We start from the raw sequence: 15513 nt of genomic DNA on the forward strand, positions 1-15513 counted from the left end.
TGATTTCGAACCGGATTGAGCTCGCTTGCTCATGCAGCCGCGAATTGGCGCCCTTATAAGGCCCTGTGGCTCGCCATTCAAGGGGGGCGAAGGTGCGAAGAGCCCTTCTGCCCTGGAACAATAAGGCTTTCCTTCCGTTGCCCTGCTGAAGAACACCAGCAAGAAGAGAGGAAAGCCAATGGTCAATCTCACGGAAGCCCGCGAAGAACCCGCCCGCCAGCTTTGGGAGGAAATCGAAGCCATTCACGCCGGCATGCTCGGCCTGGAAGGCTCCACCATGCATATGCAGCCGATGGCACCTTACGGAGATCCGAAAACCAATACGGTGTGGTTTTTCACCCGGACCGATTCAGATTTTGTCCAGAATATCCGCCCTGGCAGCCGGGCGCATTTCTGCGTTGTCGGCAAAAACCACGATTACCATGCCAGCCTGTCCGGCGTTATCGATGTGCGCCGCGATCCGAGCAAGATCGATGAATATTGGAGCTCGGTGGTCGAGGCCTGGTATCATAACGGCAAGAAAGACCCCGACCTCACCATGCTCGCCCTGCATATCGACGATGCCGAAGTCTGGGCCTCGACCGGCAATCCACTGAAATTCGGCTGGGAAATCGCCAAGGCCAATATTGACGGCGAAAAACTACCGGATGTGGGGCAGCACCACCATCTGACGTTTGCCTAACGGATTTTATGTGCCGTTTAGAAGCCGCTGAGCACCAGGATCAGCGGCTTTTTTGGCAGGCTGCGCATGGACACTGTCACGGCATTGGTCTCGGCAACCCTGACATCAAAACCTGGACCGAACATTCCAACAAAGTCATTCATAATAGGCCCGCGTCGGTGCATGGGCAGGATCAGCGCCGAGCGCAGCCGTTTTACCATTCGGCTCATACTGTCGCTGCCGAGCGTCAATCCGCCATCGACAGGCACCATCACCACATCCAGCCTGCCGATGGCGGCAAATTGCTTGTCCGTCAATTCATGATGTAGATGACCGAGATGGCCAATGCACAGGCCGGCGACCTCGAAAATGAAGATCGAATTGCCATTCGGCTCGAAATCACCGCCCCAGCTGCGGATATCGGTGGCCACATTGCGGATATAGGCATCGCCCACCACAAGGTTGTGGTGAACCGGCTCCCCCGGCTGCGCATCGTTCCAGCCATGCAGAACCTGGGCGATGCCGGGGTCGGGCGACAGCGTATAATGGCTGGAATGGGCCTTGTTCATCGTTACCACATCCGGCACCCGCGCGGAGCGCAGGTATCCGCTGTAATCGGTATCGATGGTCAAGCCCTGCGGCGTTTCGATTTCGAAGGTGGAATGGCCGAGAAAAGTGATGGTGACGTTTTCCGCCAGAGCCGCAAGGCGCAGCGGTCCTTTATCCGTGCCAGCGCTTACATATTCGGCGGGAGAAAACCGAGCCCCGGGAAGCTGCTTGGCAACCAATTGGCATTGGCTGACGGGAGGGCGGCTAACGGGAGGCCGTGCGGCAGCGCTATTGTCTTGCGCCAGGGCAAAGCCCGGAAGAACAGCAAGAATACCGAAAATCACCAGCATTCGCGTCATCATGCCCGCCTCAGCTCATGCCAGCGTTGCATCATGCACACCAAAGTAACCGAAGAATGCGCCGTATAAAAGCGCCGCATGGAATTTATGCTGAAATGTGACCGGCCCCATGGGATAGGGCATCGGGGTCGGTCTTGGCCGCTACTTTTGCACAGCCGCCCGCAGCTTATGGCGCAGGCCCGCCAGCCAATGGGCCATGCCGGTCAGGCTAAGGAAGGCGGGCGCGTTATCGGTTGGCGCGACAGCTTCCATGGAGACGCCAACGGAGGAAATATGGCCGGTTTCGCCGATATCACGGACGATCAGGATGATATGGCCGAGCCGGACCCGGTCGGCATATTCGGCCTTGCCGCCCAGGCGCGCTTCCATCAGTTCGCCAATGGTTTTTTGCCGGTCGGCCTCGTTCAAAAGCCCGGGTCCGTAGGCCGCATCCAGTTCGGCGGCGGGACGCGAGGGTGAAATGGTGAAGGTGCCGAAAAACTCGCTATCGTCATCATCGACAGGCGCCTTGCTGGCAAACAAACGGTCAAGCAGCCGCGGATAACCGGGCGCGATGAACAGATAGACCTGATCGTTTTCCCGCAGCCGGCCCGCATATTGGTAGCGCATGGATTTGCCATCGCGGATCACCAGCGATGGCATGGCCCAGCGCGGAATGCGCGCGCCGCTCAGCACCGGACTGCCCGCCACGACGCGATAGGACAGCAACTCGTGATGGGCGGCGCCCGGCAGATCCAGCTCCACCTTGTCGATAGCGCCGATGCGCGGCGGGATGATCAGGCCGAGCCGTTTGGCCATTGGCTTGATGGTCCAGCCCTGAAGCAGCAGCGAAATCATCACCACGATGAAGGCGGTGTTGAAATAGACCTCACCACCCTTGAGATCACCGAGGATCGGCAGAATGCCGAGCAGGATGGACACCGCACCGCGCAAGCCGACCCAGGAAATGAACCGCTTTTCCTGATGGGTATAATCGAAGGGAATGAGGCACAGCCAGACCGCTGCGGGCCGGGCGATAAACACCAGAAACAGGCCCAGAACCACCGCCGGAAACAGGATCTTGATGAAATGCGACGGCGTGGCCAAGAGCCCGAGCACCAGGAACATGATGATCTGCGCCAGCCAGGTCATGCCCTCCTGGAAGCGGGCAATGGAAGCACTGCCGGGGATTTTGCGGTTTCCGGCATAGATGCCCGCGACATAGACGGCCAGAAAGCCGCTGCCGCCGATGGCGCCGGTATAGGAAAAGATCACCATCGACATGGCCAGCACGATGATCGGCAACAGGCCGCGATCAATCGGGATTTTCTTGACGATCATCGCCATCATCGCCCCGCCGATCAGCCCGAGCGCCAGGCCCATGCCCATCTGCTCGACGAACATCCGCAGCAGGCTCCAATCGAGGCCGGTATGATCCTTGCCGGTGGACACCATCTGCACCAGCGCCAGGGTGAGAAAGATCGCCATCGGATCATTGGTGCCGGATTCCACTTCCAGCGAGGAGCGCACTTTGTCGCGGATATTAATGCCGCCAATCCGCAGCAGGAAGAACACCGCCGCCGCATCGGTAGAGGCGACGATGGAGCCAAGCAGCATGCCTTCCAGCAGCGACAGTTTTAACATCCAGGCGGCCAGCAGACCGAACAGACCCGCCGTCAACAAAACCCCGACTGTCGCCAGCATGATCGACGGCGCTGCCGCCTGTTTGAAGGATTGCAACGAGGTCGTATAGCCGGAATCAAACAGGATAACGGCCAGCGCCAGCGAGCCGATGGTATAGGCAACGGAATGATTGTCGAAATGAATGCCGAGACCATCGACCCCGGCCATCAATCCAATCACCAGAAACAACAGCAGCAGCGGCGCGCCAAAGCGAAAGGCGATCAGGCTGGAAAAAGCCGCAAACAGGATCAGCGCCGTCAGAACCAGCGTGACGATGTAGAAATGTTCCAACCTTGCGCCCCTTTCTTACCCCGTGCCCCACCACACAGTCCGGTACCCAACCCGGCGCTCAAGACCGCATGATCCGACACTGTGGCTGACGAAGAGACGGCAGAATCGCCTTGAATTCCCTTAGGAATACTATTCCCAGACTGGGGCGAAATTACAAAACGAAATATGGCGATAAGGGGGAAAATGGGGGTGGGGAAGAGTTCCACACTCAAAAGTCACTTTTTCGGGGATGACCGCAACCGCCAAGCTTGAATGGATATTTGGCCGACATTACATTCGGAGCCATCAACGGGACGGTGGGGTTGCATGCCTAAGAAGATTTTGACTGTCGGTTTTTATCTGGCAGGCGAGGACATAGAGTTTGCGGATTTCACTGAAAAGAAATCACTGCTGGATTGGGACATCGTGCTATTTCGGCCAGTCGTGTCGGATTTCACCAAGTACCAGTACGATAACAGCGAGTACATGGGGAAGTTGGCCCTCAACGATCGCAAGTCGTTCGAGATGCGCGAGGCGAACGCACATTGGCGGCGGGAGATCGCTCAGGCGGTCGAAGCCGGAAAATTAGTGGTAGGATTCCTCACGCCCCCTGTGGAGGTCTTCGCTGCAACCGGCGCGAAATCAACGTCCGGTACCGGCCGCAATCAGAAGGTTACTCGACACGTCGAGCAGATTACGAGCTATGATTGCTTGCCTGTTACGTCACACTGGACGGCAACACAGGGTACCGCGATGACGCTGGCCACTGGCGCGCGCGACTTGCTGGCTCCTTACTGGAAGCAGTTTGGGCAATCCTCCAAGTATAACGTGGTCTGGGACAGCAACGCCAAAGGTGTGTGTGTTCAGACTGAACACGGACACAAGCCTGTCGGCCTGTTTCTTAAGGGCAAGGTTTCCGCTGGCGCGCTTCTGCTCCTTCCGGACATGGATTTTATCGCCGAGAAGTTTTTCGCTGAGGATGAAGAGGAAGGTGAAGTCTGGTCCCCGGCAGGAGAACAATTCAGCGCGTCCCTGATTGGGGAAATTGTCGCGCTATCGAAGGCAATTGCCAGCGACGGTGAGAAGACGCCGCAGCCAGAATGGGCGTCGGCTGACGAATTCGCACTCGCCCCGGAGATCGAGCTTCGACAGCTGCTCCTCCAGGCAGAGACAGAACTGGAGAAAGCCCAGCGCGCCAAGGAAGAGCTATCCCGCCAGCTGGAGGATGCCGGGCAGCTACGCGCGCTGCTCTTCGAGAAGGGCAAGCCGTTGGAAGCCGCGATCATCGCCGCGTTGACGGTGCTCGGCTTCAAAGCAGAACCATATGAGGACGGGAAATCGGAATTCGATGCGGTCTTTGAGAGCGCGGAAGGGCGCCTTCTTGGTGAAGCTGAAGGCAAAGACAACAAAGCAGTAAACATCGAGAAGCTGCGCCAGCTGTCAACTAACTTGCACGAAGACCTGCAGCGCGAAGAAGTCCATCAGCTGGCCAAAGGCATTCTGTTCGGAAACGGCTATCGCCTGACGAAGCCGGGTGAGCGCGAGACTCAGTTCACCGACAAGTGCATCGCCTCGGCCACATCTATGTCATGCGGATTAGTGTCGACCGACCGACTGTACGCCGCCGCACAGTATCTTTCCGGCACTTCAGACGACGAATTTGCTCGCCGCTGCCGCGTGGCCATGATCGAAATGTCAGGCATCGTAAGATTCCCGGATGTTCCGGTCACCGCAGGCGAGGCTCCAGGTGGTATTCAGGTAAGCGTTGAAGTTTGATACTTCTCTGCGCGGAACAAAGACCCTAGTCCGCGCAGGTTAACATGCTGATCAATTTGCGACTTTTTAGGCGCGACTGGGGTCATTATTCGGCACCTATGGTGTGGTCAAACACGACGCCGAAACAGAAAATTGGACCATTCAAAGCTCGATTTTTCCAATCCTGTTTCCTGGCTGTTGAAAGGAGCCGAAGGACAGGGGCACTTTCGCTTTGTGGAAACGCCGCAGGAGTGCCGAACAACCGAAATGGAGGCGAAGCACCTTTGCATTCGGCCGCCAATGATCGGTTTGTTCCCTTCGTTGTCATCGCGAAGCGCTGCCGTTTCTGAAATTAGAAACGCCATCATTCAAATTATTCATCGGATCGATAAACGCGGGACGCTGGATTCTAGAACCCTCTGTAGTAGCATCGCTGGGATAAAATTCGGCCAGTGGCCGTATCCCTCGAAACGGCTTAGGAGTTTTGCTCAATGCCAATCTGGCCAGATCCGTTCACAGCAGAAGGTACCTTTGCATCCGTCGTTCCGCTGACGATGGAGCATCATGATGATCTGGTCGAAGCCACTGGGGACGGAGAATTGCATCGCCTTTGGTACACAAAGGTGCCTGAGCCAGAAAACATGGGTGCTGAAATCGAAAGGCGGCTTGGGCTGCGCACCATCGGCTCGATGCTCCCATTTGCCATTGTTGAAAAAGCGACAGGCAAAGCTGTCGGAATGACCACCTATATGAACATCGACGCCGCCAATAGGAGGCTAGAAATTGGTGCAACTTGGTACCGACAGTCCGTGCAGAGGTCACCGCTCAACACCGAATGCAAATTGCTGTTATTAGAGCACGCCTTTGAGGTCCTGAATTGCATATGCGTGGAATTTAGAACGCATTTCATGAATACCCAAAGTCGCCGAGCAATCGAGCGGCTTGGAGCGAAGCTTGATGGCGTGCTTCGCTCCAATATGTTGATGGCCAATGGCACCATCAGGGATACGGTCGTCTATTCGATCATCGCGTCCGAATGGCCGGCGGTTAAAGCCAACCTGAATTGGCAGCTCGAAAAACCCAGACCATAACGTCTCAACTTTTTTGCAATTGAATGTCCCAAAGTGAGTGGGAAGTAGCTGGGGCCGAACACGATAGCCTCAATCCCCCACCTCAGGGCGATCACCCAGCCCCCCCCTCCTCCCTCAAAAACCGCCGCACCCGCGCCAGCGCATCAGCCGGGTCGGATTTGCGGTGGTATTCTTCCAGAATGATCTGTTCGATCTTTTGCCGGGTTTCCAAACTTCCCCGCGCCGGTTCGTCCGGGGGCATCAGTCTGCGGCGGGCTTCTTCCAGGCGGTATTGAAGGTCGGTGGCGGCTTCGAGGATGGTGTTGTCGATGCCGGCTGGCGGGTCATCCGGTTGGGGTTCCAGCAGATCGTAGGCGACCGGGCGTGGTAGGTCTCGCCGCAGCGCTAGGCGGTAGCGTAGCAGCAGGGCCAGCACGCCCATTGCGAAAACCGGTGGCATGATGATGGCGATCGCCTTCACCCAATCGGCCATGGATTGCCATGTATCGAAAGCATCGGCCCAGACATTATAATCGGCCATCGTCCATTCCTCCCGTACTTGTGAGCCAAGCGATCACCGGAGGATTTAGCCCTCTGGTGATCGGGGAGTTCGAAAGCCGCAAACAGACGACTGCCTTGGCCTTTAAGCCGAAGCTCTGGACATGCACCAAGGCCTCCCCGACCATAGAAGGATGGAGAGTGGACCGTATAGACATAGTCCACCGCCTCAGCCACAAACCTATGGCTGAGGGGTGTCATTTAACGACCGACACCGGCCGCTGTTTGAGGAGTTTCGATACTCCAGGACCAGCGCGTTACAACTGGTCCCGCAACTGGTTTAGCGTATAACGGGTGGAGAGGGGAAGCGGATTTTGAGGGACTTCCGTTGAAATCATCAGGGACAATTGTGGAGGGTTAGGGTGTTGAATGCATGTCTGAAAATGACTGCATTCGGTATCGTCATGGCGGAGAGGTTGTGCCGTGAGGTTCACCCCCCCCCTCTGCCTTGCCAGGCATCTCCCCCTCAAGGGGGGAGATCGGCCCGGAGTTGGCCGCTCGCTTCCTATCGTCTGTACAAGGTTTGAAATTGAAGCCGTTCTTAAGGCATGGGCGCGAACGTCTATCCGATCTCCCCCCTTGAGGGGGAGATGTCCGGCAGGACAGAGGGGGGTGGCGTCACGTTAAACCCTTTGCGCCTATGCCAAACAAACAAAAAAAGCGGACAGGTTTCCCGATCCGCTTTCATCATATCATCCAGTCAGCGATGCTGCTTACAGTCTGTTCAAGAATTGCCGATGGCCTGGCGAAAATGGTGATTTCGAGAACCGGAGCGGAGCGTACTCAAGTACGTGAGCACCGGAAGCGCAGAAATTGCCATTTGCAGCCGGCCAGCGGCGATTATCGGACAGGCTGTCAGATCAGCTTGCCCATGGCGACGGCGGTGTCGGCCATGCGGTTGGAGAAGCCCCATTCGTTGTCGTACCAGGACAGGATGCGCACCAGCTTGCCGCCGTCCATGACCTTGGTCTGGTCGCCGGAGAAGGTCGAGGAATGGCTGTCGTGGTTGAAGTCGATGGAAACCAGCGGCTCTTCGGTATAGCCGAGAATGCCCTTCAACTCGCCTTCCGACGCTGCCTTGATGGCGGCGTTGATTTCTTCCTTGGTGACCGTGCGACCGGGGATGAACTTCAGGTCAACAACCGAGACGTTCGGGGTTGGGACGCGGATCGCCGAACCGTCCAGCTTGCCCTTCAGTTCCGGCAGAACCAGGCCAACGGCCTTGGCAGCACCGGTCGAGGTCGGGATCATCGACAACGCAGCAGCGCGGGCGCGGTGCAGGTCCTTGTGCATCGTATCCAGCGTCGGCTGGTCGCCGGTGTAGGAATGGATGGTCGTCATGTAGCCGCTTTCGATACCGACGAGCTTTTGCAGCACGTAGGCAACCGGTGCCAGGCAATTGGTGGTGCAGGAGGCGTTGGAAACGATCAGGTCGTCCTTGGTCAGCGTGTTGTGGTTGACGCCGAAAACGATGGTCTTGTCGGCACCATCAGCAGGCGCCGAAACCAGCACGCGCTTCGAACCATTGGCCAGGTGCAGCGATGCCTTTTCCTTGGCGGTGAAAATGCCGGTGCATTCCAGCGCGATATCGACATTGCTCCAGGGCAGGTCCTTGGGATCGCGAACCGCGGTCACCTTGATCGGCGCGCGGCCATCGATGATGATGCTGTCGCCTTCGACCTTGACGGTCGAGGGGAAACGGCCATGGACGCTATCATAGCGCAGCAGATGCGCATTGGTCTCGACCGGGCCAAGATCGTTGATGGCCACGACCTCGATGTCGGTCCGGCCGGATTCGATGATACCGCGCAGCACATTGCGGCCGATACGGCCAAAGCCGTTAATGGCAACTTTCACAGTCATTGCATAACTCCCGCTTCTCGGATGGCTCCGGGCTGCTGGGTGGCCCCCGGAACGGTGATGGTCTGGAACGGCACGACGATGGCCAAGCGGTTCTCGCCTTGGGCAGCCCCAGGCATTGGGTAAAGGCACTCATGTGGTCAAGGCGTTCAGTCAAGCCCGAAGAGAAGCGGGCCCGCCAGACCCGCTCTTGAACCCTCTTCAGGAAAGCTTGGCTTCAGCCGCTTCGACAATCGCTTCAACGGTGATGCCGAAATGCTTGTACAATTCCTTGTAGGGGCCGGAAGCACCGAAGGACTTCATGCCGATAAAGGTGCCGTGCGAGCCGATGATCTCATCCCAGCCCTGACGGATCGCCGCTTCAACGCCGATCTTCACCGGGGCCGTGCCGATCACCGCGTTGCGGTATTCCTCTGGCTGCTCAAAGAACAGTTCGAAGCACGGCACGGAAACGACGCGGGCAGCAATGCCCTTGGCGGCGAGCGCCGCGCGGGCCTGGATCGCCAGCTCGACTTCCGAGCCGGTGGCAAAGATCGACACCTTGGCATCGTCAGCGCCGAGCAGCTCATAGCCGCCCTTGGCCGACAGATTTTCCGCCGAATATTCGGTACGGGCCGCGATCAGGTTCTGACGGGTCAGCGCAATGCCGGACGGACGATCCGTATGGGTCAAGGCGATCTGCCAGCATTCGGCCACTTCCGTGGCATCGGCTGGGCGGAACATCATCAGGTTGGGGATGGCGCGCAGGGCTGCCATCTGCTCGACAGGCTGATGGGTCGGGCCGTCTTCGCCAAGACCGATGGAATCATGGGTCAGGACGTGAATAACGCGAATGCCCATCAAGGAGGCCAGACGGATCGACGGACGGCAATAATCCGAGAAAATCAGGAAGCCGCCGGAATACGGAATGAGACCGCCATGCAGGGCGATGCCGTTCATCGCCGCCGCCATGCCATGCTCGCGAATGCCCCAATGCACGTAACGGCCGGAGAAATCGGTCGGCGTGATCGACGCAGTCTGGCTGGTCTTGGTGTTGTTGGAACCGGTCAGGTCGGCGGAACCGCCGAGCGTTTCGATCACCACGCCATTGATCACTTCCAGCGCATCCTCGGAGGATTTGCGGGTGGCAAGGGTTGGCTTGGTCTCGGCCAGCTTCTTCTTATAGGAGTCGATGGCAGCATCGAAACCTTCCGGCAGCTTGCCAGCGAAGCGGCGGGTAAACTCGGCCTTGTGATCGGAGCCTTCCAGACCCTTTTCCCATTCGGCACGTGTCGCGGCACCACGCGCACCGGCTTCGCGCCAGGCGTCCAACACATCGGCGGGCACGTGGAAAGGCTCATCGGCCCAGCCCAACGCCTTGCGGGTGGCAGCAATTTCGTCGGCACCGAGCGGCGAGCCATGCACCTTATGGGTGCCAGCCTTGTTGGGAGAACCAAAACCGATCACCGTCTTGCAGGCGATCATCGTTGGCTTTTCGGAAAGCTGGGCGGCGGAAAGTGCAGCCGAAATCGCTTCCGGGTCGTGACCGTCAACAGCCATCGTGTTCCAGCCCGAAGCGCGGAATCGGCCATGCTGGTCGGTGCTGTCGGCCAGCGAAATCGCGCCATCGATGGAAATGCCGTTATCGTCCCAGAGCACGATCAGCTTGTTGAGCTTCAGATGGCCGGCCAGCGAAATCGCTTCCTGGCTGATGCCTTCCATCAAGCAGCCATCGCCGACGATGGCATAGGTGTGGTGATGCATCAGATCGCTGCCGAATTCGGAAGCCAGCTTCTTTTCAGCAATTGCCATGCCGACGGCATTGGCAACACCCTGGCCGAGCGGGCCGGTTGTCGTCTCGATGCCCGAGAGATGGCCATATTCCGGATGGCCTGCGGTTTTCGAGCCGAGCTGGCGGAAATTCCTGATGTCGTCGATGCTGATGTCTTCATAGCCGGTCAGGTAAAGGACCGAATAGAGCAGCATAGAGCCGTGGCCAGCCGACAGCACGAAACGGTCGCGATTGGCCCATTTCGGCGCCTTGGGATCGAAATTCAAAAAGCGGGTAAACAGCACCGTCGCGACATCGGCCATGCCCATCGGCATGCCGGGATGGCCGGAATTGGCCTTTTCGACCGCATCCATGGACAGAAATCGGATCGCATTGGCCATCCGGTTGTGCTTTTCGGGAGAAATCATGACTGTTCCGCCTGTTCCGGGTCTCGATGGACGAACGCCGTTCGGGCGAACGTCAGAAAGTGGGTGATCCTTAACATCTAGGACGGGCAAGTCAATAAATTGAGGCCGGGTGATTGCGTGGAAGGCATATTTTCGGTTTTTGCCTTAATATTGATCATTGTCTCGTATTGATGCGCGCCATGGACGGCGACGGGTCTACTCGTCCACAAGCATGACACACCGAAAAGCTGGGGTTTGTTGACGCCAGCTACAGGCAATGACTAATGTCGCATGAGAACTATAGGGGCCAAGGGGTCGATTCGGCTTGCCTTTTGGAGTTTGTCAGGGAAAAATGAGGCCGGTTTTCCGAAACGACAAAGACGAGCACGAATATCTGGGACGACCAAGAACATCTGGAGGCTTTCCGGTTCGAACAGAGCCTGAAAACTTCATCAGCCGGGGCAGAGTAGAGATGGCGACGGATAAAGCGGAAGCCGCGCTCGGCGCATTGAAACAGGCCATTTCCGGCCTGGAAAATGCCATAGACATGCGACTGGAACTGCAACGCGCCAATGGCGAGGTGGAGCAAGAGGTGAAGCGCGTCCATATCGACCGCGCTCGCCTCGCCCAGGAGCTTGACCAATCGCAATTTCGCGCCAACCGGCTGGAAGAGGTCAATCGCGAAGTCTCGCGCCGCCTGGTGACAGCAATGGAAACCATCAGGGCCGTACTGGACCGCTAGGCCAGCCTCGCCTCACTCAGGGATCATTCGACAGACATGGCACAAGTCACGGTCACCATCGATGGAAAAGCCTATCGCATGGCCTGCGAGGAAGGGCAGGAAAACCACCTGACCGATCTGGCCAGCCAGTTCGACCGTTATGTCAGCCACCTCAAAAGCCAGTTCGGCGAAATCGGCGACCTGCGCGTCACCGTGATGGCGGGCATCATGGTGATGGACGAATTGTCCGAGCTGAAACGCCGGATTGCAGCTGCCGAAGCCACCTCCGCTGGCGCCATTGGCCGTGAAGACGACATCCTCGCCGCCATCATGGAATTGACGGAACGCCTCAACGGCCTGACCCGCAAACTGACCGAAAAGCCACAGGCTGCGGCCAGCCCGACGGAAAACCAGCACCACTGAAATAAACATGGCTGCAACCGCCAGCACCACTGGCGCAAGGGCCGGAAAGCGCCTATATCTGTCATGCGGTCTGCGCCTCTCGACAGGAACACACAATCCCTGGGGCCATACCCGATCTTGAGGGAGCTGTCCCTGTTCGGACCCGTGGGTTCGGACATACGGCGCCCACCTACTTTGTAGGCTCCCAGGATCGCAAAAATCCATCGGTTGCGTGGACCGCACTTTTCCCTTCTATCAGTTTTAGACGGTTTTGGCGCAGCTACCGCTTCGTTCAAAGCGGCTTGCTTTCAAAGCGGCGGGCGCGGCACAATGCATGGTATTGCTGCATAATTCCCGGAAACAGCCATGTACCAACCACCTCATTTTCGCCAGACCGACCACGAAGCGCTTTGCCAGTTCATCATGGCACAGCCGTTTGGCCTGCTGATCTCCTCTGGAAGCAGCGGATTGATCGCCAATCCCCTGCCCTTCTTCCTGTTGCGCGGTAACGACACGCAGCCGGACCGGCTGCTGGCGCATATGGCGCGGGCCAATCCGCAATGGCAGGCCATCGATGCAGGAGACGAGGTTCTCGTCGCCTTCATGGGCTCTGACCATTACATCTCACCCAATTGGTATCCCAGCAAGCAGGAAACCGGCAAAGTCGTGCCAACCTGGAATTACCAAGCCGTGCAGGTCAGAGGCATGGCAAAAGCACATCAGGACCCAGCCTGGCTGCTGGCGCAGGTCCGCCTGCTGACCGATCAGATGGAAGCCTCCGGTCCTCGCCCCTGGGCCGTCGATGACGCGCCGGACAATTTCGTCGCAGCCCAGATGCGCGGCATCGTTGGGGTCGAAGTGCAGATTTCTCATCTTGAGGGCAAGCTGAAGGCCAGCCAGAACCGGACCGACATCGACCGGCAAGGCGTGCTGGACGGGCTTGGCGAGCAAGAAACGCCCCAGGCCAACGCCATGGCCGCGCTGATGCGACGTGCCAAGAGCTGAGCCAAAAAGGGAATAACGTGGTTTGAGACCCTAGAGCAGCTTGGTTGAATCTGAACCTCATTGGTTCAAGACTTTAAGCGAAAGAAATATCGAGGCAGCTTCCATCCTGTCGAAACGATAGAAGCTGCCGCTACTGCTTAAAACTCTTCCCAATTGTTGCCGCCGGAGGCGCTGGAGGCCGCAGCGGCAGATGAGCCACCAGTGAAGGCGCTGGCCAGCTTGCCCATCATCGAGCGCGCCGGAGAACCGACAGGGCGGGAGCTGGGCTGGGCAGGTTTGATGCGCGATGCGGCCAAAGGCTTGGCGGCAGGCGCCCGTGACGCAGGGGCTGGCTGATGGTTTGGCGCCCAGGATGCGGCCTCACCCGGCACCTTGAACTCGGCAATCAGGCTGACCAATGTGGTGGCGCTTTCGGCGAGCTTGTGGGTGACGGCGGTGGTTTCTTCCACCATGGCGGCGTTTTTCTGGGTGAACTGGTCCATATGGTTGACGGAGGTGTTGATCTCCTGCAAGCCGGTGCTCTGTTCGCGCGAAGACGTCGCAATCTCGGCAATCAGGCCATTGATCATCGATACCTGTTGGGAAATCGCTCCAAGCGCATCGCCGGTTTCGCGCACCAGCCTGACGCCACCAGCCACTTCCGTCCCCGACTTGCTGATCAACGCCTTGATATCCTTGGCGGCATTGGCGGAGCGCTGCGCCAGTTCGCGCACTTCCTGAGCAACCACGGCAAAGCCCTTGCCCGCCTCTCCGGCCCGTGCTGCTTCGACACCGGCATTGAGCGCGAGAAGATTGGTCTGGAAAGCGATTTCATCGATGACATTGATGATCTTGGAAATCTCGCTCGAGGCCTGTTCGATCCGGCCCATGGCCGACACCGCATCCGCCACCACCTTGGACGAGCCTTCTGTGCTGACCTGGGCATCGGAGGCGAGAGCCGCGGCCTGTTGAGCACGGTCGGCGGCGCTGCGCACTGTGCCGGTGACCTGTTCCAGCGCTGCCGAGGTCTCTTCCAGAGAGGCTGCCTGCTGCTCGGTGCGGCTGGCCAGCGCGCCTGCGGCGCTGCGCATTTCATTACCGCTGGCCTCGACCGACATCGCCTCGTTGCGCAAACGGGCGAAGGCCAGGCTGAGATTGTTGACCGAATTGTTGAAATCGACCCGGAGCGGTTCAAGTTCAGGAATAAACGACTGGTCGATCCGCGTCGTCAGGTCGCCACTGCTCAAGCGGTTCATGGCAACCGCCAGCATATCGGCACAGTTTCGGATATTGGCGGCATCCGCATCCTTCTCAGCCTCACGCTCGGCCCGTTCCCGGTCGTTGCGCGCCCGCGTTTCGTTTGCGTCCTGTTCCAGTTGCAGCTTCTTGAGCGCATCTTCGCGGAAAACTTCCAGCGCCCGCGCCAGAGCGCCGATCTCGTTGCGCAAGCCCTGATGCGGGACTTCAACATCGGTCCGGCCATCGGCAAGACTGGATGCCGCCGCTGTCAGTTCCGGAATCGGGCGCATGGTCTTGCGGGTGATGAACACCATCAGCAGGAGGGAAACCAGCAAGGCGATACCCGCCGTAATCGCCACGGCTTGCGCCATCTGATCGCTGATACCGGCAATTTCGGCAACACGCACACCGGCGTAGAGAATGCCGATCACAGAACCGGAAGAATTGATGATCGGCTTGTAGATTGTATAGTAATCCGTGCCGAGAATGGCGGCCTGACCACGATACGTCTCACCCTTGACGAGGGCCGAATAGACGGCACCCGTTGGATCGAGCGGCGTGCCGACGGCGCGCTGGCCATCCGGCTTGATGATATTGGTTGTGCGGCGAATGTAACCCTTGGTCGCTTCATCCAGGGTAAACAGCGTCGCCGTCTGGCCCGTCATCCGGCCAATGGAATCGATCGTGTCATGATTGGCAAATTGCGCCGGCAGCGTCTGCGCCGAAATGCGTTCAACATTGCCATCCCGACCCCAGCTGACCTTCACACCAGGCACATCGCGCTCCAGCAACGTGGCCGCGACCCGCAGGCTGCTGTTCTGGCTGTCGATGGCCTGCTGCGTCACGCGCTCATGAACCTGCCGCGAAATCGTCCAGGCAACAGCGCCCAGAGATACAACCAATATCAGGGTCGTCACCACAGTGATCGTCCCGACCAGCCCGAAACGGGATAGAAATTTCATTGCCAAACCCTCAAATATTTATGGCCCCTTGAGCCTAAAATATTTGACGAGTGTTAAGGCAAGATTGTCACAAACCTTTCTCCAGCCCTTCACCGCCAAGGCCTTTACGTCCCATTCCAAGGGAAATAGCACCAATGCGGGACGCTTGCAGCGCGCATCTATCGGCAGAAAAGTGCAATTCTTTGATTATACAACAACATAAATACAAGACTAAATTAACTGCAACTAAAACGCAAATTGTTCCATCGTGACCTGCTCTTGCAAAACAAAGAGCGATTATGGTTAAACAACTGCTAACAAAGAG

General features: G+C 58.0%; 12 protein-coding genes and 1 other RNA gene. 7 read left to right on the forward strand and 6 right to left on the reverse strand.

Annotation, left to right across the window (positions count from 1 at the left end; all coding sequences use genetic code 11):
• Nucleotides 1-178: 178 nt before the first annotated feature.
• On the forward strand, nt 179-682 hold the full coding sequence (locus AVCG78_RS12135; RefSeq protein ID WP_071204979.1) for a pyridoxamine 5'-phosphate oxidase family protein: 504 nt from the start codon (nt 179-181) through the stop codon (nt 680-682).
• 17 nt (nt 683-699) lie between these two features.
• Here the strand turns inward: AVCG78_RS12135 and AVCG78_RS12140 are convergent, their stop codons facing one another.
• Nucleotides 700-1572, reverse strand: coding sequence for an MBL fold metallo-hydrolase (locus tag AVCG78_RS12140; protein ID WP_071204982.1), 873 nt, complete (start codon nt 1570-1572; stop codon nt 700-702).
• 138 nt (nt 1573-1710) lie between these two features.
• On the reverse strand, nt 1711-3522 hold the full coding sequence (locus tag AVCG78_RS12145; RefSeq protein WP_071204977.1) for a potassium/proton antiporter: 1812 nt from the start codon (nt 3520-3522) through the stop codon (nt 1711-1713).
• 306 nt (nt 3523-3828) lie between these two features.
• On the opposite strand from AVCG78_RS12145, the gene AVCG78_RS12150 reads away from it, so the two are divergent.
• Nucleotides 3829-5277, forward strand: coding sequence for a hypothetical protein (locus AVCG78_RS12150; RefSeq protein WP_071204975.1), 1449 nt, complete (start codon nt 3829-3831; stop codon nt 5275-5277).
• A 470-nt stretch (nt 5278-5747) separates the two neighbouring features.
• Nucleotides 5748-6347, forward strand: coding sequence for a GNAT family N-acetyltransferase (locus AVCG78_RS12155; RefSeq protein ID WP_071204973.1), 600 nt, complete (start codon nt 5748-5750; stop codon nt 6345-6347).
• Nucleotides 6348-6438: 91 nt separating this feature from the next.
• Here AVCG78_RS12155 and AVCG78_RS12160 read toward each other — a convergent pair whose 3' ends face one another.
• From AVCG78_RS12160 to tkt, 3 genes are all read right to left on the reverse strand, one after another.
• Nucleotides 6439-6867, reverse strand: coding sequence for a hypothetical protein (locus AVCG78_RS12160; protein WP_071584738.1), 429 nt, complete (start codon nt 6865-6867; stop codon nt 6439-6441).
• Between the two features lie 872 nt (nt 6868-7739).
• A complete protein-coding gene (gene gap, locus AVCG78_RS12165) occupies nt 7740-8747 on the reverse strand; it encodes a type I glyceraldehyde-3-phosphate dehydrogenase (RefSeq protein ID WP_071202425.1) in 1008 nt (335 codons plus the stop codon).
• Nucleotides 8748-8945: 198 nt separating this feature from the next.
• Nucleotides 8946-10922 carry a transketolase gene (gene tkt, locus AVCG78_RS12170; RefSeq protein WP_071584737.1) on the reverse strand — a complete coding sequence of 659 codons (1977 nt, stop codon included), beginning with the start codon at nt 10920-10922 and terminating at the stop codon, nt 8946-8948.
• Between the two features lie 451 nt (nt 10923-11373).
• Between tkt and AVCG78_RS12175 the strand changes: the two genes are divergently transcribed.
• The 4 genes from AVCG78_RS12175 (at nt 11374) to AVCG78_RS12190 (ending at nt 13029) form a co-directional block, all read left to right on the forward strand.
• The gene (locus AVCG78_RS12175; protein ID WP_015917035.1) at nt 11374-11643 is read left to right on the forward strand and encodes a DUF4164 domain-containing protein; all 270 of its coding nucleotides are present in this window, start codon (nt 11374-11376) and stop codon (nt 11641-11643) included.
• Nucleotides 11644-11679: 36 nt separating this feature from the next.
• Nucleotides 11680-12045 carry a cell division protein ZapA gene (locus tag AVCG78_RS12180; RefSeq protein ID WP_015917036.1) on the forward strand — a complete coding sequence of 122 codons (366 nt, stop codon included), beginning with the start codon at nt 11680-11682 and terminating at the stop codon, nt 12043-12045.
• Nucleotides 12046-12109: 64 nt separating this feature from the next.
• Nucleotides 12110-12267, forward strand: a non-coding RNA gene (ssrS, locus tag AVCG78_RS12185) — 6S RNA.
• Nucleotides 12268-12390: 123 nt separating this feature from the next.
• Complete coding sequence (locus AVCG78_RS12190) at nt 12391-13029, forward strand: FMN-binding negative transcriptional regulator (protein ID WP_071202420.1); 639 nt, start codon at nt 12391-12393, stop codon at nt 13027-13029.
• A 137-nt stretch (nt 13030-13166) separates the two neighbouring features.
• On the opposite strand, the gene AVCG78_RS12195 is transcribed toward AVCG78_RS12190, so the two are convergent.
• Entirely contained in the window at nt 13167-15209 is a 2043-nt protein-coding gene (locus tag AVCG78_RS12195) for a methyl-accepting chemotaxis protein (RefSeq protein WP_071202419.1), read from the reverse strand.
• Between the last annotated feature and the right edge of the window lie 304 nt (nt 15210-15513).

Source organism: Gillisella vitis, from assembly GCF_021559775.1.
In the GTDB taxonomy this organism is placed as follows: domain Bacteria; phylum Pseudomonadota; class Alphaproteobacteria; order Rhizobiales; family Rhizobiaceae; genus Allorhizobium; species Allorhizobium ampelinum.